This is a genomic window from Pseudomonas veronii (assembly GCF_001439695.1).
Lineage (GTDB): Bacteria > Pseudomonadota > Gammaproteobacteria > Pseudomonadales > Pseudomonadaceae > Aquipseudomonas > Aquipseudomonas veronii.
Map to the genome: position 1 here is coordinate 70,043 of NZ_JYLL01000011.1, position 21,718 is coordinate 91,760.

22 protein-coding genes are annotated in these 21,718 nt (G+C 61.7%); 17 read left to right on the top strand and 5 right to left on the bottom strand.

The window, feature by feature from the left end:
• The first annotated feature begins 2 nt into the window (after positions 1 to 2).
• From TU80_RS15655 to TU80_RS15690, 8 genes are all read left to right on the top strand, one after another.
• Entirely contained in the window at positions 3 to 1,493 is a 1,491-nt protein-coding gene (locus TU80_RS15655) for an aldehyde dehydrogenase family protein (RefSeq protein WP_057004879.1), read from the top strand.
• A gap of 26 nt (positions 1,494 to 1,519) precedes the next feature.
• Positions 1,520 to 2,314 (top strand): SDR family NAD(P)-dependent oxidoreductase, encoded by a 795-nt coding sequence (locus tag TU80_RS15660; RefSeq protein ID WP_017846967.1) that lies wholly within the window; start codon positions 1,520 to 1,522, stop codon positions 2,312 to 2,314.
• Positions 2,315 to 2,326: 12 nt separating this feature from the next.
• Positions 2,327 to 3,367 (top strand): WD40/YVTN/BNR-like repeat-containing protein, encoded by a 1,041-nt coding sequence (locus TU80_RS15665; protein ID WP_046384088.1) that lies wholly within the window; start codon positions 2,327 to 2,329, stop codon positions 3,365 to 3,367.
• Between the two features lie 11 nt (positions 3,368 to 3,378).
• Positions 3,379 to 3,828 (top strand): VOC family protein, encoded by a 450-nt coding sequence (locus TU80_RS15670; RefSeq protein WP_046384087.1) that lies wholly within the window; start codon positions 3,379 to 3,381, stop codon positions 3,826 to 3,828.
• A 15-nt stretch (positions 3,829 to 3,843) separates the two neighbouring features.
• Positions 3,844 to 4,446, top strand: coding sequence for an amino acid synthesis family protein (locus TU80_RS15675; protein WP_046384086.1), 603 nt, complete (start codon positions 3,844 to 3,846; stop codon positions 4,444 to 4,446).
• Between the two features lie 63 nt (positions 4,447 to 4,509).
• Positions 4,510 to 6,117 carry a bifunctional 3-(3-hydroxy-phenyl)propionate/3-hydroxycinnamic acid hydroxylase gene (locus tag TU80_RS15680; RefSeq protein WP_057004880.1) on the top strand — a complete coding sequence of 536 codons (1,608 nt, stop codon included), beginning with the start codon at positions 4,510 to 4,512 and terminating at the stop codon, positions 6,115 to 6,117.
• On the top strand, positions 6,114 to 6,893 hold the full coding sequence (locus TU80_RS15685; RefSeq protein WP_017846972.1) for a 2-keto-4-pentenoate hydratase: 780 nt from the start codon (positions 6,114 to 6,116) through the stop codon (positions 6,891 to 6,893). Before TU80_RS15680 ends, TU80_RS15685 begins: the two co-directional genes overlap by 4 nt.
• Positions 6,894 to 6,969: 76 nt before the next feature.
• Positions 6,970 to 7,911 carry a helix-turn-helix domain-containing protein gene (locus TU80_RS15690; protein WP_046384083.1) on the top strand — a complete coding sequence of 314 codons (942 nt, stop codon included), beginning with the start codon at positions 6,970 to 6,972 and terminating at the stop codon, positions 7,909 to 7,911.
• A gap of 7 nt (positions 7,912 to 7,918) precedes the next feature.
• On the opposite strand, the gene TU80_RS15695 is transcribed toward TU80_RS15690, so the two are convergent.
• The 5 genes from TU80_RS15695 to TU80_RS15715 form a co-directional block, all read right to left on the bottom strand.
• Positions 7,919 to 8,839: an ABC transporter six-transmembrane domain-containing protein gene (locus tag TU80_RS15695; RefSeq protein ID WP_046384082.1), complete on the bottom strand. Its 921-nt coding sequence runs from the start codon at positions 8,837 to 8,839 to the stop codon at positions 7,919 to 7,921.
• Entirely contained in the window at positions 8,827 to 9,189 is a 363-nt protein-coding gene (locus tag TU80_RS15700) for a hypothetical protein (RefSeq protein ID WP_057004881.1), read from the bottom strand. The genes TU80_RS15695 and TU80_RS15700 overlap by 13 nt, the downstream gene beginning before the upstream one ends.
• A gap of 293 nt (positions 9,190 to 9,482) precedes the next feature.
• On the bottom strand, positions 9,483 to 10,586 hold the full coding sequence (locus TU80_RS15705) for an ATP-binding protein (protein WP_057004882.1): 1,104 nt from the start codon (positions 10,584 to 10,586) through the stop codon (positions 9,483 to 9,485).
• Positions 10,583 to 11,311: a response regulator gene (locus TU80_RS15710; protein ID WP_046384079.1), complete on the bottom strand. Its 729-nt coding sequence runs from the start codon at positions 11,309 to 11,311 to the stop codon at positions 10,583 to 10,585. Before TU80_RS15710 ends, TU80_RS15705 begins: the two co-directional genes overlap by 4 nt.
• 189 nt (positions 11,312 to 11,500) lie before the next feature.
• Positions 11,501 to 12,328, bottom strand: a complete 828-nt coding sequence (locus TU80_RS15715) for an AraC family transcriptional regulator (RefSeq protein ID WP_026140022.1) — start codon at positions 12,326 to 12,328, stop codon at positions 11,501 to 11,503.
• Positions 12,329 to 12,513: 185 nt separating this feature from the next.
• On the opposite strand from TU80_RS15715, the gene TU80_RS15720 reads away from it, so the two are divergent.
• The 9 genes from TU80_RS15720 (at position 12,514) to TU80_RS15760 (ending at position 21,700) form a co-directional block, all read left to right on the top strand.
• Positions 12,514 to 13,653 (top strand): ornithine cyclodeaminase family protein, encoded by a 1,140-nt coding sequence (locus TU80_RS15720; RefSeq protein ID WP_026140023.1) that lies wholly within the window; start codon positions 12,514 to 12,516, stop codon positions 13,651 to 13,653.
• Positions 13,654 to 13,684: 31 nt separating this feature from the next.
• Positions 13,685 to 14,107, top strand: a complete 423-nt coding sequence (locus TU80_RS15725; RefSeq protein ID WP_057004883.1) for a RidA family protein — start codon at positions 13,685 to 13,687, stop codon at positions 14,105 to 14,107.
• A 57-nt stretch (positions 14,108 to 14,164) separates the two neighbouring features.
• Positions 14,165 to 15,457 carry an NAD(P)/FAD-dependent oxidoreductase gene (locus TU80_RS15730; RefSeq protein ID WP_057004884.1) on the top strand — a complete coding sequence of 431 codons (1,293 nt, stop codon included), beginning with the start codon at positions 14,165 to 14,167 and terminating at the stop codon, positions 15,455 to 15,457.
• A 34-nt stretch (positions 15,458 to 15,491) separates the two neighbouring features.
• Positions 15,492 to 16,340 carry an alpha/beta fold hydrolase gene (locus TU80_RS15735; RefSeq protein ID WP_057004885.1) on the top strand — a complete coding sequence of 283 codons (849 nt, stop codon included), beginning with the start codon at positions 15,492 to 15,494 and terminating at the stop codon, positions 16,338 to 16,340.
• Positions 16,341 to 16,561: 221 nt separating this feature from the next.
• Positions 16,562 to 18,697, top strand: coding sequence for a TonB-dependent siderophore receptor (locus TU80_RS15740; RefSeq protein ID WP_057004886.1), 2,136 nt, complete (start codon positions 16,562 to 16,564; stop codon positions 18,695 to 18,697).
• 251 nt (positions 18,698 to 18,948) lie between these two features.
• A complete protein-coding gene (locus TU80_RS15745; protein WP_017846984.1) occupies positions 18,949 to 19,308 on the top strand; it encodes a response regulator in 360 nt (119 codons plus the stop codon).
• On the top strand, positions 19,308 to 19,919 hold the full coding sequence (locus TU80_RS15750; RefSeq protein WP_046384059.1) for a chemotaxis protein CheC: 612 nt from the start codon (positions 19,308 to 19,310) through the stop codon (positions 19,917 to 19,919). Before TU80_RS15745 ends, TU80_RS15750 begins: the two co-directional genes overlap by 1 nt.
• Positions 19,920 to 19,931: 12 nt before the next feature.
• A complete protein-coding gene (locus TU80_RS15755) occupies positions 19,932 to 21,260 on the top strand; it encodes an ATP-binding protein (RefSeq protein WP_017846986.1) in 1,329 nt (442 codons plus the stop codon).
• Between the two features lie 2 nt (positions 21,261 to 21,262).
• Entirely contained in the window at positions 21,263 to 21,700 is a 438-nt protein-coding gene (locus tag TU80_RS15760) for a response regulator (RefSeq protein WP_057004887.1), read from the top strand.
• Positions 21,701 to 21,718: the final 18 nt, after the last annotated feature.

Sequence of the window (21,718 nt, forward strand, 5' to 3'; positions counted from 1 at the left end):
TGATGAATCAGCTTGACGTGTTACCCGCCGTCCAGGCGTTCCTGTCTCAACCCGGCCGTCTGTTCATCGGCGGTACCTGGCAAGACGCGGCCAGCGGTCGCCGGTTTGCCGTGGAGAACCCCGCCACGGAAGAAACACTCACGGAAGTCGCGCGCAGCGACGAGCGCGATGTGGATGCCGCCGTAGCCGCCGCCCGCGCCGCATTCACGGGGGCTTGGGCGCAGCAGTCACCGGCCCAGCGCGGCGTGTTGCTGTTTCGCCTGGCGGACTTGCTCGACCAGCACCGCGAAGAGCTGGCGCAACTGATCACCCTGGAAAACGGCAAGCCGATTGCCAACGCACGCGCCGAGGCGGCCAGCGCGGCCAGCATCCTTCGTTACTTCGCCGGTTGGCCGACCAAGATCGAAGGCAGCACGCTGCCGGTATCGCCGGCCAGCGGCGCACCGATGCTCAACTACACGTTGCGCGAGCCGGTGGGCGTCTGCGCCTTGATCGTGCCGTGGAACTTCCCGTTGAACATGTGCGTGTGGAAGCTCGGCCCGGCGCTGGCCACCGGCTGTGTGGCGGTGCTCAAGCCCGCCGAGCAGACGCCGCTGGTGGCGATCCGGCTGGTGCAGTTGATCGAGGCGGCGGGCTTCCCGCCGGGTGTGGTCAACCTGATCACCGGCCTGGGCGCCGAGACCGGCGCACCGCTGGCGCAGCATCCTGACGTGGACAAGATCGCCTTCACCGGCTCGACCCAGGTCGGGCGGCTGATCGCCCAGGCGGCCACCGGCAACATGAAGAAGGTCTCGCTGGAGCTGGGCGGCAAATCACCGAACATCATCTTGCCCGACGCCGACATCGTGCGCGCCGCCAAGGGCGCCGCCGATGGGATTTTCTACAACCAGGGCCAGGTGTGTACGGCGGCATCGCGTCTGTACGTACACGCCAGCGTGCTGGATCAGGTGCTCGAAGAATTGCAGCGCCACGCTGCTGCCCATGTCCTCGGCAACGGCCTGGACCCGGCCAACAGCATGGGCCCGCTGGTGTCCGCGCGGCAGCTGGATACGGTCAAGGGCTACCTGCAGCGCGGCCAGGAGGAGGGCGCCGAACTGATTTGCGGCGGCGGCCGCCCCGAGCACCTGGAACGCGGGCACTTCATCCAGCCGAGTGTGTTCCTCGATCGTGCCGAGCGTGCCTGCGTGGCCCGCGAAGAGATCTTCGGCCCGGTGCTCACCGTCATGAGCTGGACCGACGTCGATGACCTGGTGTTGCGCGCCAACGACTCGCCCTATGGCCTGGCCGCCGGCCTGTGGACCCGCGACTTGCGCTCGGCGCACCGCCTGGCGGCGCAGCTCCAGGCCGGTTCGGTGTGGATCAACTGTTGGAACGTGGTCGATGCGGCTTCGCCGTTCGGCGGCTACAAGCAATCCGGCTGGGGCCGGGAAATGGGCAAGAACGTTATCGACGCCTACACCGAGACCAAAAGTGTGTTTGTCGATCTCGGCTGAACAGAATAATCACAAGAGGAACTGCTATGGATCTGGAATTGAAAGGCCGCGTGGCAATCGTCACCGGAGGTGGCATGGGCATCGGCAAGGAAGTTGCGCGCTTTCTGTCCGAAGAAGGCTGCAAGGTGGTGATCTGTGCGCGGCGCATGGCGTTTCTCCAGCTGGCCGCCGAAGAGATCAGCGCGCAGACCGGCAACGAAGTACTGCCGCTGTTCTGCGACACCAACGATATGTCGGCCGTGTCGGAAATGGTCGCCGCCGCGCACAAGCACTTCGGCCGCATCGACATCCTGGTCAACGGTGCCGCGGCGCCGTCGGGCGTGGTGCGCAATGACATCGAGCATGCCGGCGACGACGAGTTGCTGTCGGATCTCAACACCAAAGTGATCGGCTACTTCCGCTGTGCCAAGGCCGTGACCCCGCACATGAAGGCGGGTGGCTTCGGCCGCATCATCAACATCGGCGGCCTCACCGGGCGCAGCAGCAAAGTCCTCTCGGGGATGCGCAACCTGGCGATCGCGCACATGACCAAAACCCTCTCCGACCAGTTGGGCGCGTTCGGCATCACGGTCAACCTGATCCACCCGGGCGTGGTCGACACCCCGCACATCCGCGAGCTGTACGAGCGCGAAGGGATCAAGCAGGGCAAGACCCCGGAGCAGGTCGAGCAGGGCTACATCGACGCAACGCCGATTCGCCGCACGCTGGCGCCCATTGAAATGGGCTGGCTGATCGGCTTCCTGGCGTCTCCCAAGGCTGGCGCGGTGACCGGTGAATCCATCGGTATCGACGGCGGCCTGACCCGTGGCATCTTCATCTGAGGAGTAACTGCGATGAGTAACGGAACCCTATTAGTCGCCACCGTCGGCCAGGCCGTGATCCGTAGCGCCGACGATGGCCGCAGTTGGCATCGTCTCGGCCTCGGGCAGGATCTGGAGTTCGATGCGATCACCCGTTCGCTGAGCTTTCACCCCGGCACGCCGGACGTGATTTATGCCGGCACCGACATTGGTTTGTGCGTCAGCCACGACACGGGCGGCCATTGGCAGCAGGTCGACACGCCGTTCAACGGGCAGACCGTGTGGAAGGTGGCGGTCGACCCGCAGGATGCTCTGCGGATATTCGTCGGCACCGGTGCGCCTTCGCGCGCCGAGCTATGGCGCACCCTGGACGGCGGCCTGAGCTGGGATCGCGCGCCGGTGGAAATCCCGGAGTTCTGTGATGGCGTCAGTCGTCCACGGTTGCTGGCCTTCGCCTACGACCCCACCGACCGCAACCAGGTGTGGTTCGGCCTCGAGGAGGGCGGGCTGTTCCATTCGCGTAACGGCGGCGAAAGCTGGATGCGCGTCGATGATCGGCTGCTGTGGGACTTCAACTCGGACATTCACAACATCCTGGTCCTGCCCAATCACGGTGAGAAAGTCATCGTGGTGGTTTGCGTCAATGCGGTTTACCGCAGCCTTGATGAAGGGCTGACCTGGACCGGCATCGTCGCCCGCGAAGCGTTTGGCCTGTATTACGCGCGCGCCATGAGTGCGCCATTGGGCACGCAGGATACGCTGTACCTGAGCATCTCCGACGGCACGCCGGGCACCACCAGCAAGATCCTGGTCTCCCATGATGCCGCGCTCAGTTGGCAGGTGTTGCCGCTGCCGCAACAGCCCAATTCCTGTGTGTGGGCTATCGCCTTCAACCCGGCGAACCCTCGGCAAATCGTGGCGGGCACCAAGTACGGCCATTTGTTCACCTCCGAGAACGGCGGTGACGGCTGGCAGAAGCAGTGGCGCGAATTCAGTGAGATCGCTGACGTGCTGTGGACCCCCGCCGTGGCGCAGATCAAGGCGGGGCATCAATCCATCGTCAAGAAAAACTGAGGTAGTGCGTGATGAAAGTCGAAGTCCTTCGTACTCACTTATCGCTATGGGTGAGTGATCCAGATGTGTCAGCACTTTGGTACGCCGACATCCTGGGTATGCACGAAAGTGCCCGTGGCGAGAGCTGGGTGATGATGGCGTTTGGCACCAAGCACCACGACATTGCGTTGATTCGTGCCGAACCCGGCGCCCATCAGGGCGGGTTGGGGTTGCAGCACTACGGATTGGAAATCGCCGGCGACATGACCACCCTGCGCCAGCTCTACGGCATGTTGCTGAGCAAAGGCGTCGAGGTGGTGAAAATCACCGATCACGAAATCGGCCATGGCGTGTATTTCCACGATCCGGATTGTAATCGCATGGAATTCTTTCTCGAGACCGAGCACGACGACGCACTTGGCAAGGCCCGCTTCAAGGCCGCCGGCGCGCCGAGCCGGAATTTTAAACTCGACCCACTTTGAATAGAGGCAGCTCTGATGAAAACCGCGAATTTCGCCAGCTATCACATCCGTAAATGGTACAGCTTCATTGAAGAAACCCTGGCCAACGAAACCGGCCAGTTGGCCGATGGCGAACCTGTGTACAAGTACGCCATCGCCGCAGTGATTGCCAACCCCTATGCCGGCCGCTTCAGCCAGACGCTGGATGCATTGGTGGACGACTCGCCGTTGCTGGGCGAAGAGTTCGGCCGGCGCATCAACGCACTGGCCGGCGAGCACGAGATTGTCAGCTACGGCAAGGCTATCCTGGTGGGCACCGAGGGCGAGTACGAGCACGGCAACGCGTTCCTGACCAACCCTGCCGCCGATCCGATCCGTGTCGCGCTGGGCGGTGGCAAGTCGTGGGTGCCGTCCACTGGCAAACGTGGCGGTCCGGGTTCGACCATTGACGTGCCATTGGCTCACAAGGACGCGCTGTATGTGCGCTCCCATTACGACAGCATGTCGCTGATGTTCGGTGACGGTCCTTCGCCGGACGAGATCGTTGTGATCTGGGCCTTCGCCACGCGCGGACGCCTGCATGCACGGCTCGGCGGTTTGCAGGCGGCGGATGTGCAAGGTCTCGACGGGCTGCACTGAGCCCGGGCGCAAGGCCTTGCGTGGCATCCGATCAAAACCACAACAAGAAAGCGGTGACTAGCGATGAAGCAGGACAAAACCCAGGTGGTCATTGTCGGCGGCGGCCCGAACGGGATCACCGCCGCACACTATATGGGGATGTACGGTATCGACTGCGTCGTCCTTGAACTGGCCGACGGCATCCTGCCTTATCCCCGCGCAGTTGGCATGGATGATGAAGCGCTGCGTGTACTGCAGGGGATCGGCATTGCCGAGCTGGCCGCACGTGACATGATCTGCGATGTACCGCTGCGCTATTACAACGCGCGTGGCGTGTGTTTCGCCGAGGTCAAGCCGAGCGTCGCGCAGTACGGTTGGCCGATGCGGAACATCTTCATGCAGCAATTGCTCGAAGGCACCCTGCGCGAACATCTCGTGCAGCACGCCAGCGTCCAATTGCGCCAGGGCCATGAACTGCTCGAACTGGAGCAGGACGAGCAGGGCGTGACCTTGCAGGTGCGCGATGCCCACGGCGAGCTCTACCAATTGCAGGCCGACTATGTGATTGGCGCCGACGGCGGGCGTTCCACCGTGCGCAAACAGTTGGGCGTCGAACTGCTCGGGCTCACGCATCCGCGCAAATGGGTGGTGGTCGATACGGCCAACGACACCCTGGATGCGCCGTACACCGCCCTGCATGCCGATCCGCAACGGCCCTTCGTGTGTATCTACCTGCCTTATCAGCAGCGGCGCTGGGAGTTCATGCTGCTGGAGGGCGAAGACGAAGCGAAGATGTGCGACGAGGCGACGATTCGTGAACTGATCCGCGGCCATATCGGCGCGGCCGTGGATCAGTTGAACGTCATCCGAATCCGCGCTTACACCCACCACTCCCGTGTTGCGGCGCGGTTTGTCCAGGGGCGGGTCGCGCTGGTCGGCGATGCGGCGCATATTTCGCCGCCCTGGGCCGGGCAGGGGCTCAATTCCGGCCTGCGCGACGTGGCCAACGTGGCCTGGAAACTGGCGGCGATCATTCAGGGCCGCGCGGCGCCGTCGATCCTCGCCAGCTACGACCAGGAACGCCGCGGCCACGCCACCGAGCTGGTGGCGCTGGCCGACAATATGGGCGCCGTGCTGGGGTTGACCAACCCGTTGATGGCCGGCGTGCGCGACTGGCTGTTCCAGGCGGTCAACAGTGTCGACAACCTGCGCTCGCACCTCTTGGAATTCAAGTTCAAACCCAAGGCCACCATCACCCAAGGCCTGGTCTATCACGAGCGTGCCGAGCTGCGCGAAGACGATCTGGTCGGGCAACTGTTCGTGCAGCCTTATATCGAAGATGCCCAGGGCCAACGTCGGCGCCTCGACGACATGCTGGGCAACTCGTATGCCGTGCTGGGTTACCGCACCAATCCCCGGGCGCCACTGAGCGAGGACATGGCCGCGTATTGGGCGCGTTGGAACACGTGCTTTATCCAGGTCAACCGTTCGCGCAGCGGCGTGGGGCGCAACCAACCGCTGACGGCGATGGACGCGATCAGTGTGGAGGACGTGGATAACCGGCTGGGCGAGTGGTTCTCCAAGGTGCGCGACTGCATCGTCGTGGTGCGTCCGGACCGCTTTGTCGCGGCCATTACCACCCCAGAGCGGCTGGACGGTGTATTGCGCAAGCTGGCGGAGCAACTGTCATGAGCACGCCCGACGATGTACTCGGCCAACTGCGCCAAGCGAGGCTCAGCGCTCATGCCATAGCGCCTTTGGCACCGCAGGCGCTGGACCGGCAGCAAGGCTACGCGCTGTTGCGCCAGACCCTGGAGCGACGCGTGGCCGCCGGGGAGAAACCGAGCGGCTGGAAGGTCGCCTTCGCTGGCCGAGCCGCGCAAGCACGCTTTGCTCTCGACGAACCGGTGTACGGCGGCCTCACGGAGGCGATGCAGGTTGAGCCGGGGAGTGCGGTGCCGTTGGCGCGGCTGATCCAGCCCAAGCTGGAGGTCGAACTGGCGTTCGTCTTCGGGCACGCGCTGGCGCCGGGGGACTACCGCGACCAGGACATTCTGACGGCCATCGCCGAGGTGGCGCCCGCGTTCGAAATCGCCGACTGCCGATGGCAAGGCTGGCGTTTCGGGCTTGGCGCCTTCCTCGCCGATAACGCGGCGGCGGGGCTTTACTGTGTGGGGCCGAGGTCGCCGTTCGAGCCGCAACAGCATGCCTGCGTGCCCTATCGTCTGGAGCATGAAGGGGTTCACCTGGGCAGCGGCGATACGCAGGCTCGGGAAGACAACCCCCTGTTCAATCTGTGCTGGTTGGTGCGCCGGCTCCTGGCGGACGGTCACCGTATCGAGGCTGGGCAGGTGGTGCTGTCGGGCGCGTTGCTGGCACCGATCGATATACAGCCGGGAACCTATCGTCTGCAGATGCTTGGCACGGAACTGGCTTTGATTTTCCGGGCGGACACTGTGCCCGTGTGAATGCCAGCTGCCGTCAGGGATGACTGAGCCCCCTTCAGGCCAATGACCAGACACAGGCCGCCGAGGAACGACGAATATGCTCGCTGAAGTCCGAACCTTCAATGATCCTCAACAGCACGCCGGCTCGATCCAGGGCTGGCAGCAGATCTACGACCAACTGGGCCGTGGCTGCCTCACCAGTGAACTGCGCCAGTTGTCCTGCGATCGCTTCCAGATTTTCCAGGAGGTGCTGGACAAGCGAGTGGTGCAGCATGGTTCCTCGCCCAAAGGCCGGTTGTGCGCCGCCATGTCATTGGGCAGCTCGCCGGTGGTGCAAGGGCAGCAAGTGGACGCGCAGAGCGTGGTGCTGCTGCGCGATTCGGAGGAGTTCGTATTGCATGCCCCGGAAGGCACGCATTTTTTCGCGATCAACGTCGACGCGGTACGCTTTGCCAAACTGGCGGCTTTCGAATTATCCGGCGAGCAGCTTAAACGCCTGACCACTGTGTCTCAGCTGCGTGTGGATGAGGCGTTACTGCTGCGTATACACCAGCGTATTCACCCGTTGTTTCGTCACCTTTTGGAACATACCGACGCGATCAGCGCCGTTTCGGAAAAGATCCTGGAAGATGAGCTGCTCGGCACCTTCCTGGACCTGTTCACCCATGCCAGCGACGAGGTGCGTTGCCGGCGCGGCAATTTCGCCGTCAGTGCCTACCTGGTCCGGCGTTGCCAGGAGTTGATCGTTGCCAGCGGCGATACTCCATTGAGCATCCTCGATCTGTGCGAGCAATTGCGCGTCAGCCGCAGGACCCTGCAGAACAGTTTTCAGGCGGTGACCGGCCTGCGCCCGGTCGAGTACCTGCGCAATCTGCGCCTCAACGCGGTCCGGCGGCGGTTGATCGCGACCGCGGCCAGCGAGAAAAACGTCGGTGAGGTCGCCGTGGCCATGGGCTTTTTTCACCTGAGTCACTTCGCGGCGCATTACCGCGAATTGTTTGGCGAGTCGCCCTCGGAAACGCGCAGGGCCGAGCGCTGATGCGCGATCAGTCCGCCGCTTCGCCAAGCCCGGGGTTCACGCGCTTGCCGATGTCCTTGAGCCGCGCCAGTTGGTCGATCATCGAGGGGGCTTCATCCAGGCAACTGACGAAAGTCCACAGGTAAGTCATCACCGCATAGATATGCCCGGCTTTTACGGCCGGCGACAATGCCAGTTGCGTGATGGCAACCACAAACAGCAGCGCCGCCAGGATGCCAATGAACAGGAAGGCGATGGCCTCACGGTCCGACAAGCGGATGCGCAGTCGCGACAGCAGGTGATAATGACGGTGCAGGGTATGCGCGCCGACGGCTTCCACCATGCCGATTTCCTTTTCCAGGCGATTGTTCAAGCGCTCATGCAAGCGCTGGTTACGCCGGGCGAAGCCGGGCATCACGGTGACGCACAGCAGCAGCGCGAGCAGGCATGCCACGCCAACCCAAGGCTCGATCACCAGCAACATGCCGGCCGCGCCAATGATCGAGACCAGCGCGGTGGCGATGATCGGCACGTGCTTCTCGAAAAAGTCGACAAAGTCCCGCGCCAGCACCACCCGCGCCGCCGCCTTGGACGTGCTCTGGCGTTCCAGGCGCTGATTGAGGATCACCGGCACCGCAAGATCGGCGTAGATGCGCGTAAAGGTGCGCGTATCCAGCGCGCGCCGCGCCGCCCCCACCACCCAGAACCCCAGCACCACGCCGGCATAGAGCAATGCGCTGGCGGCATCGCCACGGATGATCGAGTCCACGGCAAACCCGGCAAACAGCGGGTAGGCGAGCAGCAGTGCATTTTCCAGCGCCACCAGCGACAAGGTCGCGAACAGCTTGCCGGGGTAGGCCCTGGCAATGGCCTTGAGGGTCTGGCTGGCGGATTGCTGACCGAGCTTTTTGCTTTCTTCGAGCACAATCCTAGGGGTTACGGACGGCATGGGCCACCTGTCGAGCGCATCATGGGAGGATAGATACCGCGGGCGACGCCGAGCAGATAGCGCGCCTCCTCGGTCATCAATAACAAATTGATCTGCACTTCTTCGATAACGATTTCCAGGGCGATCAATATGCAAATGGCCGGCGCTGCAATCAGCCAGTGACAATAAGACTGTGTGATCAACGACGCGCACACACCAATCAACCACAACGCCAATACGCAATGCGGCGCGTACTTCTGCAGGGGAATCCAGAAGCGCTGCAACTTTCGCAGTTTGAGTGTGTAGAGCGTCAGTGACGCTTCCAGCTGTTTGGAGTCAACAAGGGGGCGAGCGGAATGCAGAGTCGGCATAACAATTGTCCGCGTAAAACATTGAACGTCATTTGCCAGGTGTTGCTTCATTATCCCGGCGCCCGTGGCCTGGAAGGGTTTGATTGAACCAGGCAAGATTGATTGCTGTGACTTCGACCCATTCGCCCTGAGTTGGCATCCTTTCGCAGCTCTTGAACGCGATACAACGTCCTTGTGAGTTCAATAAGGCAAAGTGGCGATATTTCGTGGCTCTATTAACTATAAAAATAGAGAGGCGCATGCCATCACCTTTGTCGGTTTGAATATTCAAGCGGGTTTGGCGTTATATGCAGTTACACTTCAGTAGACTCCGTGTAGGTATCCAGGCTTTGCGTTGTTGTTGGCCAACTGAGTTCAAACACGGTGCCGCCATTAATCGATGTCCGACAGCTCACCGTGCCGCCATGGGCGATGGCAATCGCGCGTACCACGGCCAGGCCCAGCCCGCTGCCTCCCTGGGCACGGGAGCGAGAACTTTCGCCGCGCTGGAACGCATCGAAAATATGCGTCGCGAAAGCGTCGCCCACCCCCGGCCCCTCATCCGTGACTCTCAGGAAGTTGCGCGAGTGTTGGCTGCCGAGTTGCACCCAGACGTTGCCCGGCGTCGCATGCCGACGGATGTTGTCCAGCAGCGCCAGCAACGCCTGGCGAATCCGCGCGCGATCACAGCGTATCGGCCCCTTGAGCAGGTCCAGGTGCAGCACGAAGCCGGCGCTGCGCAGGCTCGATTCGAACAACCGTGCTTCGGCTTCCAGGTCGGCGGCCAGGTCGGCGTAGTCGGGTTCGAGCTTGAGGTAGCCGCTGTCTCCCAGGCCGACCACGCGCAGGTCTTCAACCAGGCGCGTCAAGCCTTCCACTTGCGTCAGCAGGCTGTAGAACTGCGCGGTGTCCGGTTCGAACACACCTTCGGCGAGCCCCTGCAGGCGGCCGCGCAAGATGGTCAGCGGCGTGCGCAACTCATGGGCGATCGCTGCGTTCCAGAACGCCTGTTCTTCGGCCATGCGTTTCAGTCGGTTGGCCATGCTGTTGAAGTCATCCACTAATAAGGCGGCTTCGCCCAAGGATTGATCCGGCGCCACTGCGCGGGCATCCAGGTCGCCATCGGCCAGCCTGCGCAGGCTGGCCGCCACCGAGTTCAAGGGCATCAGAATGCGCCGGGACAACTTGATCGCCGCTGCGACGCCGACGCCCAGGCTGACGCAGGTGATCAGGCTCATCCAGGCCCACTCCATGCCGCTGGGCAGCCACTCATCCATTTCCGCGTCGCTCAGCGGAGCAAACGACCACAGCAACCCATAAAAGACATAGGTCCCGACAATCGCCAGGGTTATCACACACAGGACCACGGCCGACATCGACAGGATAATCTGCCGACTCAAGCTGTTGGCGCCTTTCATGGCAGGCTCCCGAACCGGTAGCCGACCCCGCGGATACTGGCCGGTACGCCTTGCAGTCCGAGGTCCTCGATTTTCCTGCGCAATTTGCTGATATGGCTGTCGACCGTGCGCTCCAGGCTGTCGCTCTCGGGCGAACAGAGGGCCAGCAACTCGGCGCGGCTAAACACGCGCCGGGGCGCCTTTGCCAATTGCGCGAGTAACTTGAATTCGGTCACGGTCAGGTTCAATGGGTGTTTCTGCCCATCGATGCTGACGCTCACGTCATGGTTGTCGATGTCGATTTCGAAGGCGTCCACGCGCAGCACGCTGCGCCCCGTCAAATAGCCATTGTCGATGCAGCGGCGCAGCACCGCCTGGGTTCTGGCGACGACCTCGGCCGGGTTGAACGGCTTGACGATGTAATCGTCGGCGCCAATACGCAGCCCCATGAGTTTGTCCACGTCCTGGTCCTGTGCGGTCAGCATGATGACCGGCGTGTTGCCGCGGTGACGAACCTCCGCCAGTACCATCCAGCCATCCAGTTTCGGCATCAGTACATCGAGCAGCACCAGGTCGGGCTTGAGCGTTTGATGCAGTTCGAGTGCGCGACGGCCATCCTGCGCATGCGCGGTTTGAAAGCCGGCGCGTTTGAGATAGGCCGTGAGGATGTCGGCGATTTCCGGTTCGTCTTCGGCGATCAGGATCAGTGCCTGATTAGCGGTTGATGCAACGAGTGATTCGGTCATGTTCTGCTCGGTCGATGTGCCCTGTGCTACCGGGCCATGCTGCAACGGCGCGCGGTTTTCTGGCAACGGGTTGGATGATGCACGGCAAGCATGCACTTTCAGCGTAGGTTTTATGGAGAAATGATGGAGACGCAGGTTTATTTTTCGTCGCGCGGGGGAGGGGGGTGAACGCTGCCTGATGCGGCGCGTTCAGGCGAAGCTGATGCGGTCGCTGTAGGCGTTCTGCACAATCTTGCGCTGGTAGTCACAGGGCGTCGTACTGACCAGCTTCTTGAAGTCGCGCAGGAAGTGTGACTGATCGGAGAAGCCCAGGTCCAGCGCCAGTTCCGAGAAGGATACATCGTGCTGGGTGTTCAATGTTTCCAGGGCCGCCTGGCAGCGAATGATGCGACAAAAGATCTTCGGCGACATGCCGGTGTCCTGGCTGAACTGGCGATGGATGGTGCGGCTGGTGTAGCCGCTGAGGTCTTCAAGCTGCTGAATGCGCAGGTCACCGCGATGCACCAGGGCCTGTTGAATCACCATCGCCGTCAGTTTCGAGGTCCTGCCCATCAGGCGCGGGGCCAGGTAGTCATTGAACAGCCTCATCTGCTCTTCCAGCCGTGGGGTTTGCACGATGTTCTCGAACATGCGCTGGGCAAACCCCGAGACCTTGAGCAGATCCAGCTCCTGTTCGGTCAGGTCCGCGGCCAGCACATTGATGAAGCCTGGAATGACCCCCGGTGAAAAGCGCACGCCAAAGTAGTGATGATGCTGGTGCAGCTCGACGCGCTGCGCCTCCAGCGGTGTGCCGCAGATCCGCACGGTGGGACGTGTGGCATCGCAGTCGAAAACGATGTCCACGCAGCCATCCGGCACCGCCAGCACGTCGGTCGATTGGGCGACATCGAAGGCATAGAAATGCGAGATCGCCGGGTGTTCGGAAGGCATCACCGAATACCGCGATGAGTTGAGTACGAACCAGGGTTGTTCGTAGGCGGTTGGGTGCCGCGGCCTCGGCGCACACAGGTTGACCATGACGGAACCTTCGATTGGCAATATGCGCGAATATTCAGGCATTTATCGCGCCAACTCAGGTGCCCGCGGCAAGCGCCGATGTCCGAAATTTACAATACCGCCGATAAGCCCAGCCCGATACTCGGACTCGACAGCGTGGGAGCCGCGCCTACCGCAGCGATATCACCTTCAGCCCGAGAATAATTATGTCCACGACTACAAAAATAGACTTCATCTACCTGTCCGAGCAGGACATGATCCGCGCTGGCGTCACCGACATGCTTGCCTGTGTCGACACCATGGAAGAGATGTTCGGCCTGCTGTATATCGGCGACTACCGCATGGCGGGCCCGAACAACGATTCCCACGGCGCGATGGTGATTTTCCCCAAGGAATCACCATTCCCGAACATGCCCAAACCCACCGCTGACCGACGCATGATGGCGATGCCGGCCTACCTGGGCGGCAACTTCTGCACCGCCGGCGTGAAGTGGTACGGCTCCAATATCGCCAACCGCGACAAAGGCCTGCCGCGCTCGATCCTGATGTTCACGCTCAACGACCCCGACACGGGCGCACCGCTGGCGCACATGTCGGCCAACCTGCTGTCGGCGTATCGCACCGGCGCGATTCCCGGCGTGGGCGCGCGCCACCTGGCCCGCAAGGATGCCAAAGTCGTCGGCCTGCTGGGCCCGGGGGTGATGGGCAAGACCACGCTGGCCGCTTTCATCGCGGTGTGCCCGCAGATCGATACCTTGAAGATCAAGGGGCGCGGCGAGAAAAGCCTCAACGATTTTATTGCCTGGGTAAAGCAAACCTACCCACAGGTGACCACGATAAAAGTCGTCGACACCCTCGAAGATGTGGTCCGCGACGCCGACCTTGTTACTTATTGTAGCTCCGGTGAGGTCGGCGACCCCTCGAACTACCCAATCGTTAAGCGTGAGTGGGTCAAACCGGGCGCCTTCATGGCGATGCCGGCGTCCTGCTCCCTGGATGAAGGCATGGAGAGCTCCGAGGTGCGCAAGGTGCTGGATAACACCGGCCTCTATGAAGCCTGGTTCGAAGAATTGCCCAAGCCCGCGCACCACTGCGTGCCGGTGATCGGTGTGCGGTTCATGGACATGATCGCCGAAGGCAAGATGCAGCGCGACGAGCTCGAAGACATCGGCAAGATCGTTGCCGGCGATGCCCAGGGCCGCCGGAACGATGAAGAGATCATCATCATGTCGGTGGGCGGCATGCCCGTGGAAGACGTGGCCTGGGGCACGGTGGTGTACCGCAATGCCATCGCAAAAGGCATCGGCGTGAAACTGAATCTGTGGGAAACCCCCGCGTTGCGCTAAGCCACCCTTATCCATCTGAAGAGGCAACGACATGACCAAAATCATCAAGCTCAAGACCGGTTCCCCGTTTGAAGACCAAGCCAGCTATTCACGCCTGGTGGTGGTGGACAACTGGATCTATGTCTCCAATACCGCAGGCCGCAACCCGCAAACCAAGTTGATCCCCGAGGACATCCTCGAACAGACGCATCAGGTATTCGCCAACATCGAAACGGCCCTCGCCGTCGTCGACGCCAGCCTGGCCGATGTGGTGTGCTCGCGGGTGTTCATCCAGGACCCCAAGGACGTTCCGGCGGTCATGGGCCTGATCGGCGAGAAGTTTCGCGGTGTCGATCCGGCCAGTACCGTGACCTGCCCGCCGTTGGGCTCGACGGTCTACAAGGTGGAACTGGAAGTGACGGCCTATCGCAACGCCTCCAAGGCGCAGGTCGAAGTCATCCGCCTGTCGCAATGACCGCTACGCGGCCGTGCGCTTGCGCGGCCGACCTCAATCGCTCACAGAGTCTTGATCATGGCCCCGACTATAGCGCCCGTGAACACGTCAACCACGTTCCCCTTCGCGACGTCCGTCGTCATCATTGGCGGCGGGATTATCGGCTTGACGGCTGCGCTGACATTGGCCGAACGCAATATCGCGGTGGTGGTGCTGGAAAAAGGCCGTATCGCCGGCGAGCAGTCCTCACGCAACCTCGGCTGGGTGCGCAAGACCAGCCGGCACGCCGCCGATATCCCCTTGGCCCTCGCCGCAGATCGCTTGTGGGCGCAGATGCCTGAGCGGGTCGGCGCCGACGTCGGGTATCGGCAAGAGGGCATCATGTTCCTGGGCCGCAACGAGGCGCAGATGGCGATGCATGAAAGCTGGCTGAAATCGGTCGAACATCTGTCCCTCGACTCGCGGTTGCTGAGCCAGCGCGAGATCGCGCAACGGGTGCCGGGCGGCGTGGCTGACTGGGCCGGCGGTATCTTTACGCCATCCGATGCGCGGGCCGAGCCGACCCTGGCCAGCAGTGCGATCGCCAAGGCGGCCATGGCCAAGGGCGTGGTGATCATCGAGCAGTGTGCGGTGCGTACACTGCAGATGTCCGCCGGCAAGGTCAGTGGGGTGGTCACTGAAAAGGGCGAGATTCGCTGCGATCAGGTATTGCTGGCCGGGGGGATGTGGTCGCGGCGCTTTTTGGGCAACCTCGGCGTGGCGTTGCCGACCTTGGCCTTGACCTGTTCGGTGCTGCGCACGCATCCGATGGATGGGCCTACGGAAATCGCCGTAGGCGCGCCGGACTTTTCCTTTCGCAAGCATAAGGACGGCGGTTTCATCATTACCCAACGCGGCAAATTGGACGCCTACCTGACCCTCGATCACCTGTTGCTCGCCAAGCAATACATGCCGCAGTTTCGCGCGCAGCGCAGCGTGTTGAACGTGTCGCTGGGCAAGTATTTCTTTAACGACCTGGCGCTGGCCCGGCGTTGGTCGGCCGACAGTGTCAGCCCGTTCGAACGGGTACGGGTGCAGGACCCGGCCGCCAACCCGCGGCTCAACAACGATGCGATGAGCAACCTCAAGGCCGCCTGGCCGGTATTCGAGCAGGCGCGGATTGCCCAGGCCTGGGCGGGCACCATCGACGTGACGCCGGACTCGAACCCGGTGATTGGGCCGGTCGCGCAAATTCCCGGGTTGACCGTCGCCACCGGTTTCTCGGGGCACGGTTTCGGTACCTCGCCGGCGGCCGGCCATCTGGCGGCGGATATCGTCAGCGGGGATACCCCGATCATCGATCCGAGCCCGTATCGTTTCGATCGTTTCTAAGCCGGCCCAAGCCCAGCCTTCATGGAGCACAACGATGTCGCCTGCCAGCTGTTTTTTTACTAATCGCACAGGCTTGCGCCTGCATTTTCTGCAATGGGGCGAGCCGAGCGGCGTGCCTCTGGTTCTGCTGCACGGCTTGCGGGCCTATGCGCAGACCTGGGAGTCGCTGGTGCAGGCGTTGGGCCCTGGTTACTGCGTTTACGCCCTGGACCAGCGCGGTCGCGGGTTGAGCGATTGGGCCACGCCGAGCAGCTACCACACGCAATCTTATGTGGAGGATGTGGAGGACTTTGTCGCCCACCTCGGTTTGCAACGCTTCGTGTTGCTGGGGCATTCGCTGGGTGGCGCCAATGCCCTTGAATATGCACGGCAAAACCCGGGGCGTTTGCACGGGCTGATCATCGAAGACATCGGTCCCGGCTCTTCGAGCCAGGGCGACGGCGCGGCGCGTATTCGCCGTGAAATGAGCCAGACGCCGTTGCACTTCGACAGCTGGGCGAGCGCCCGCGCTTTCTGGCAGGCGTCGCGCCCGGGTTTGTCAGAGCAGGGCCTCGCTTCCAGGCTGGCGCATTCGATGAAAGAGCACGAAGGGCTGATCAGCTGGCGGCACGATCAGCAAGGCATCGCCGAGGCGCGCCTGAGCATCGAGCCGACCGACCTGTGGCCGGCGGTGCGGGCCTTGGACTGCCCGACGCTGTTCATTCGTGGCGGGCGTTCGGACTTCCTGCCCACCGCGACGCTGCAGGCGATGCGTGACAGCAATCGGCAGGTGCAGACGGTGGAAGTCGCGCACGCCAGTCACTATGTCCACGACGATCAGGGCGAGACGTTCAACCGGCTGGTCGCTGACTTTCTCGCCAGCCTCACGACTCCCGGCCCATGAAGGCAAGCGCCAGCACTGCCGTGGCAGGCGGCCATGGCAAAAGCGAACCACTCTAACGAGTGGTTTTTTTTGCCTGGATTTTTACGCGGTTGATACAAAGCTGATACGCGAAAAGCAGTTAATGAGAATACATGTCATACGCGAATGGTTTGGTATATCATGCGCCGCGAATTCTTGGCAGGTTTGCCTGCGCGTCGGCTCATTCATGAGGTCCAACATCCATGCGTCACACCCTGATTTCCCTCTGCGTGCTTCAGGCGTTTACTCCTTTTGCCTGGGCGCAGGTTGCCGCCTCTGAACAACCCAGCCTCGAGTTGCAGGCGACCACGGTCACCGGCGAAATGGACTACGAGACGGCTCAAGGGCCGGTCAAGGGCTACCGCGCGACACGTTCAGCCAGTGCGACCCGTACCGACACTTCGATTCATGAAACGCCGCAGTCCATCAGCGTAGTGCCCAAGGACGTGGTCGAGGACATTGGTGCGACTCGCCTGCAGGAGGCCCTGGACTACGCGGGCGGCGTCGGCCGGGCGAACAACTTCGGCGGGCAAGGGCTTACCAGCTTCACCGTGCGAGGCTTTACCACTGCCGAGTTCTACCGCAACGGTTTCCCGATCAACCGCGGCTACCCGAGCATGCCCGACGCCAACAGCATCGAGCGCCTTGAAGTGCTGCGCGGGCCGGCGACCATGCTGTATGGCCGTGGCGATCCCGGTGGCACCTTTAACGTGGTATCCAAGCAGCCGCTGGCCGAGCCCACGGTCACGCTGGGTAGCCAATTGAATGATCAGGGCATGAAGCGCGGCACCCTCGATGCGTCCGGCCCGCTGGATGAGCAAGGCACGCTGGCCTATCGTCTGAACGTGGTGGGCGAGGGCGGCGACACCTTCCGCGACCATGTCTCGAGCGAACGCTACGGCGTGACCCCGGTGTTGACCTGGCAGGCCAATGACGCCACCAAGGTGATCTTCGAAGGCGACTTCATGCGTAACAATCGCCCGCTGGATCGCGGCCTGACACGCTTCGCCAACCAGCGTGGGACGCCGTCCCGTGACACCTTCTGGGGTGAGAAGTACGCCGGCGACCTGCACAACGATAACAACATGGCCCAGTTGCGCTTCGAACATCTGCTCAACGACAACTGGACCCTGGGCGGTGGTTTCCAGTGGCTGGACGGGACGATGAAGGGCAATGGTGTCGAGGCCAACGGCGCGACCAGCCTGGATGCCGATGGCCGCACACTTCAGCGCAACTTCAACTACCGCAAGCTGGAATGGACCGACAAGGACTACCAACTCAACCTGACCGGGCACTTTTCCACCGGCGGCTTTGATCACACATTGCTCACTGGCATCGAATACGAAGACTACGACTACAAGTCGATCATCCAGCGTTCCAGCGCCGTGGCGGGGACCTTTCCGATCGATATCTACAACCCGGTCTACGGCCAGCCTCGTCCGGCGCTGACCCGCACGCCGACGCACGATAAAGAAAACCTCAAGACCTACGCGGCCTTCGTTCAGGACCAGGTGGCACTGACCGAGCGCTTGAAAGTCCTCGCCGGTGCGCGCTTCGAGCGCTTCGAGCACGATTACGAGTCCTACGTACCCGGTGTCAGAAGCTGGAACGCCGCCGACAACGCCGTCACCCCGCGCGTCGGCGTGATGTATGACCTCACCGACACCGTCGCGCTCTACGCGGATGCCGCGCGCTCGTTCAAGCCCAACACTGGCGCCAGTCGTCAGGGCGGTGGGTTCGATCCGGAGAAGGGCAAGTCCTACGAGATGGGCGTGAAGTGGGAAGCGCTTGACCGACAGCTGAGCGTCGATGCGGCGATCTACCAGATCGAGAAGAAAAATGTCCAGGGTGTCGACCCCGTTGACTCCGCCTTCAATGTTGCGACGGGCCAGGTCCGCAGCCGCGGCTTTGATCTGAACGTGGCCGGCAACCTGACGCCCGAGTGGCGGATGATCGGCGGCTATGCCTATGTGGATGCCGCCGTCACCAAGGACACCACTGTCCGTACCGGAACGCGTTTGGCCAACATTCCGCGCAATAGCTTCAGCCTGCTCAACGTGTATGAGTTCCAGGACGGCGCGCTCAAAGGCTTGGGCCTCGGCGCCGGTGGCAAATACGTGGCCGAGCGTGCCGGGCAGACGGCCAACAACACGTTCGCGATGGACGCCTACACGGTCGTAGACCTGCTCGGTTACTACAAGGTCAACGAAAAGGTCAGGCTCAACCTGGACGTGAAGAACCTGTTCAATCGCGAGTACGAAGAGGGCTCGTTCTTGAACTTCTACGCCTACCCTGGCGAGCCGCGCACGGTGCAAGTGGGTATTTCCTACACTCTGTAGCGCGGTCAGCGCCCGGCGCGATGTGCCTCGTCGGTTGATCCGGTGGTATGCCGGGCGAAGGTCACGCAGCCACACTTTTTGGCGGCCTGTAGGGAAACCCCTACAGGCTCCGAAAATCCCTCGCGCAATATCAGGATTGGATGATGGCTCTTTGCTAGATGTCGGGTTAGAGTGATTAAAAGGTTCTTGCGAATCTTCGTTTCTGCGACCCCTCCCGAGGCTGCAGGACACTTCATAATGTGGAGTGCATCATGAAAGTCCTAATCGCTGATGACTCATCCATGTCCCGCAAGCTGGTCTTGCGTTCCCTGCCAGAATCACTGACCGAAGATGTTCGCCAGGCCTGTAACGGTGCCGAGGTGATGGAGGCGTATCACGCCGGTTTGGTGGACCTGCTTTTTCTCGACCTGACCATGCCGGTCATGGATGGCTTCCAGACCCTTGAGGCGCTCAAGCGCGAGGACGCGAATGTGGTTGTCGTGGTGATCAGCGCCGACATCCAGCCGCTGGCCAGGCAGCGCGTATCCGATCTGGGCGCTGCTGCATTCGTCGCCAAGCCGGTTACGGCGCAAGCTGTACTCAATGCCTTGCACGTCATAGGGGTACTTTGATGGAAACCTTGGCCGCGCTAACCGAAGACCAACGTGATGCCTTGCAGGAATTGATGAACATTGCCATGGGGCAGGCCGCCGAACGACTGGCCCGGCTGACCAACACCATGGTTACGCTTTCGGTTCCTTTCATTCACCCACTGATCCGGGAGCAGGACAACCTGTTGATTCCCGACCATCTTCGTCGAAGCTCCATGATCGTCACCCGCCAGTCGTTCCTGGGGGAGTTGCGCGGAGAGGTGTTCGTTTGCTTTGGTTCCATGGGGGCCGACAAGCTCGCCGAATTGCTCGGCTATAGCGACGGCGGCCCTGCGCAGCAGGAAGAACTGATGCTGGATGTCACCAACATCCTGTCCGGCGCCTGCATCAGTGGCCTGGCCAAGCAGGTGGCGATACAAGTGAGTTATGACGCGCCGTCGATTCTGGTCCACAGAGAAGAGTCCGCGAACGCACTGAATGAATTGAACCTGAACGAACACCTGGCGATGGTGTTGGAAATCCGTTTCGAGGTGCAGGCTCATCAATTCTCCTGCGACCTGCTGATCTGTATTACCGAACGTACAGCAGGCGTTGTGGTCCGGGCCATCGATCGCTTGCTCTATGAGCTTTGAAGGGGCGTCTTCATGACAGACAACAAGGCAATTTCCCGGGAAACCCTTGAGTCGATGCTCAAGGCTATCAACATGGGCGTGCTGCTGGTCGATCATGACTGCAAAGTGCTGTTCTCCAACCACTTCATGTCCATCAACAGCGGCCGCAGCGCCGAAGAGCTCGTCGGTCGCACGCTGTTCGAAGTGTTTCCGGAACTGCCCGAGGTCTGGACCCGGCAGAAGATCAACAGCGTCGTCACGCTGCAGAACTTTGCGTTCACCTCCTGGCAGCAACGGCCGCACCTGTTCAACTTCGAAAGCACCCGGCCGATCAGTGGCTTGGTCGGGCACATGTATCAGAACTGCACGTTCTTCCCGGTGCAGGACGCCGATGGCGGCAGTCTGGGGGTGGGCCTGGCGATAAGCGATACGACCGATACCGCTGCCCGCCAACTCGAACTGACGCACCTCAACGAGTTGCTGGAAGAGGAAAAGAGCGCCCAGGCGCTGCTGATCGCACGGCTCGAGGAGGCTCAGGCGCAGTTGCTGCAGTCCGAGAAAATGGCTGCGATAGGCCAGCTTGCGGCGGGCGTGGCCCACGAGATCAATAACCCGATCGGCTTTGTGTGCTCCAACGTCAACAGCCTGCGGCGTTACCTGGTGGATCTTTTCGCATTGCTCGACGCCTACGAACAGGCCAGTGACGAAAAACATGCGCAGGCTCATCCCGAGCTTGCGGCCATGCGGGACAAGGCGGATTACGACTTCATGCGGCAGGACATCGACGAGCTGATCGTCGAGTCGGTCGAGGGGCTGGACCGGGTCACTCGTATCGTCAAGGACCTGCGCGAGTTCTCCCACGTCGACAGCTACGAATGGCAGTTGGCCGATCTGCACAAGGGGCTGGATAGCACCCTCAACGTTATCTGGAACGAGATCAAGTTCAAGGCTCAGGTGATCAAGCGCTACGGCGATATCGAGCCTATCGAGTGCATGGGCTCGCAGATCAATCAGGTGTTCTTGAATCTGCTCATCAATGCGAGCCATGCCGTGGGCGTTGATGGCGAAATCATCATCAACAGTGGCAGGGAAGACGGCGGTGTGTTCGTCGAGGTCGTCGACAACGGTCACGGCATCCCGCTGGACATCCAGAACCGGATATTCGAACCGTTCTTCACCACCAAGCCGGTAGGCATGGGCTCGGGCCTGGGCCTGTCGCTGTCGTACAGCATCATCGTCAAGCACCATGGAAGACTCACCGTCGAAAGTGAACCGGGCCGGGGCAGTTGCTTCCGTGCGTGGCTCCCGTTACGTCAGCCCCAGGTACAGGCCCACGCTACCTCTGCCGTTGAAGGATGCTGAGCATGAACACCACCGAGTTGAGCGAAAAACGCTACACCGTCATGCTGGTGGACGACGAAGAAAGTATCCTCAACAGCCTGCGCCGCTTGCTGCGTGGCAAGCCTTACGATTTGCTGCTGGCCACCAGTGGCGCGCAGGCGCTGAACCTTTTCGAACTGCACCCCATAGACCTGATCGTCTGCGACGCGCGCATGCCGTTCATGGACGGCCCGACCCTGCTCCGTGAGGTGCATAAGCGCGATCCGCACTGCATGAATATCCTGCTGACCGGTTATGCCGACATGAGCATGATCACGCAGGCACTCAGCGATGGGTACATTTTCCGCTACATCAGCAAACCCTGGAAGGATGAAGAGCTTCAGCTCACCCTCGATGAGGCTTTGGAAATGCAATGTGTGCTGCGTGAACGTGACAACCCGAAGAAGCTCATCAGCGAATAGTGGCTCGACAGCTTCGGC

Bases quoted from the DNA above. Each gene is read 5' to 3' on its own strand.
- TU80_RS15655 (WP_057004879.1), top strand. From the start codon at position 3: ATGAATCAGCTTGACGTGTTACCCGCCGTCCAGGCGTTCCTGTCTCAA.
- TU80_RS15660 (WP_017846967.1), top strand. From the start codon at position 1,520: ATGGATCTGGAATTGAAAGGCCGCGTGGCAATCGTCACCGGAGGTGGC.
- TU80_RS15665 (WP_046384088.1), top strand. From the start codon at position 2,327: ATGAGTAACGGAACCCTATTAGTCGCCACCGTCGGCCAGGCCGTGATC.
- TU80_RS15670 (WP_046384087.1), top strand. From the start codon at position 3,379: ATGAAAGTCGAAGTCCTTCGTACTCACTTATCGCTATGGGTGAGTGAT.
- TU80_RS15675 (WP_046384086.1), top strand. From the start codon at position 3,844: ATGAAAACCGCGAATTTCGCCAGCTATCACATCCGTAAATGGTACAGC.
- TU80_RS15680 (WP_057004880.1), top strand. From the start codon at position 4,510: ATGAAGCAGGACAAAACCCAGGTGGTCATTGTCGGCGGCGGCCCGAAC.
- TU80_RS15685 (WP_017846972.1), top strand. From the start codon at position 6,114: ATGAGCACGCCCGACGATGTACTCGGCCAACTGCGCCAAGCGAGGCTC.
- TU80_RS15690 (WP_046384083.1), top strand. From the start codon at position 6,970: ATGCTCGCTGAAGTCCGAACCTTCAATGATCCTCAACAGCACGCCGGC.
- TU80_RS15695 (WP_046384082.1), bottom strand. From the start codon at position 8,839: ATGCCGTCCGTAACCCCTAGGATTGTGCTCGAAGAAAGCAAAAAGCTC.
- TU80_RS15700 (WP_057004881.1), bottom strand. From the start codon at position 9,189: ATGCCGACTCTGCATTCCGCTCGCCCCCTTGTTGACTCCAAACAGCTG.
- TU80_RS15705 (WP_057004882.1), bottom strand. From the start codon at position 10,586: ATGAAAGGCGCCAACAGCTTGAGTCGGCAGATTATCCTGTCGATGTCG.
- TU80_RS15710 (WP_046384079.1), bottom strand. From the start codon at position 11,311: ATGACCGAATCACTCGTTGCATCAACCGCTAATCAGGCACTGATCCTG.
- TU80_RS15715 (WP_026140022.1), bottom strand. From the start codon at position 12,328: ATGGTCAACCTGTGTGCGCCGAGGCCGCGGCACCCAACCGCCTACGAA.
- TU80_RS15720 (WP_026140023.1), top strand. From the start codon at position 12,514: ATGTCCACGACTACAAAAATAGACTTCATCTACCTGTCCGAGCAGGAC.
- TU80_RS15725 (WP_057004883.1), top strand. From the start codon at position 13,685: ATGACCAAAATCATCAAGCTCAAGACCGGTTCCCCGTTTGAAGACCAA.
- TU80_RS15730 (WP_057004884.1), top strand. From the start codon at position 14,165: ATGGCCCCGACTATAGCGCCCGTGAACACGTCAACCACGTTCCCCTTC.
- TU80_RS15735 (WP_057004885.1), top strand. From the start codon at position 15,492: ATGTCGCCTGCCAGCTGTTTTTTTACTAATCGCACAGGCTTGCGCCTG.
- TU80_RS15740 (WP_057004886.1), top strand. From the start codon at position 16,562: ATGCGTCACACCCTGATTTCCCTCTGCGTGCTTCAGGCGTTTACTCCT.
- TU80_RS15745 (WP_017846984.1), top strand. From the start codon at position 18,949: ATGAAAGTCCTAATCGCTGATGACTCATCCATGTCCCGCAAGCTGGTC.
- TU80_RS15750 (WP_046384059.1), top strand. From the start codon at position 19,308: ATGGAAACCTTGGCCGCGCTAACCGAAGACCAACGTGATGCCTTGCAG.
- TU80_RS15755 (WP_017846986.1), top strand. From the start codon at position 19,932: ATGACAGACAACAAGGCAATTTCCCGGGAAACCCTTGAGTCGATGCTC.
- TU80_RS15760 (WP_057004887.1), top strand. From the start codon at position 21,263: ATGAACACCACCGAGTTGAGCGAAAAACGCTACACCGTCATGCTGGTG.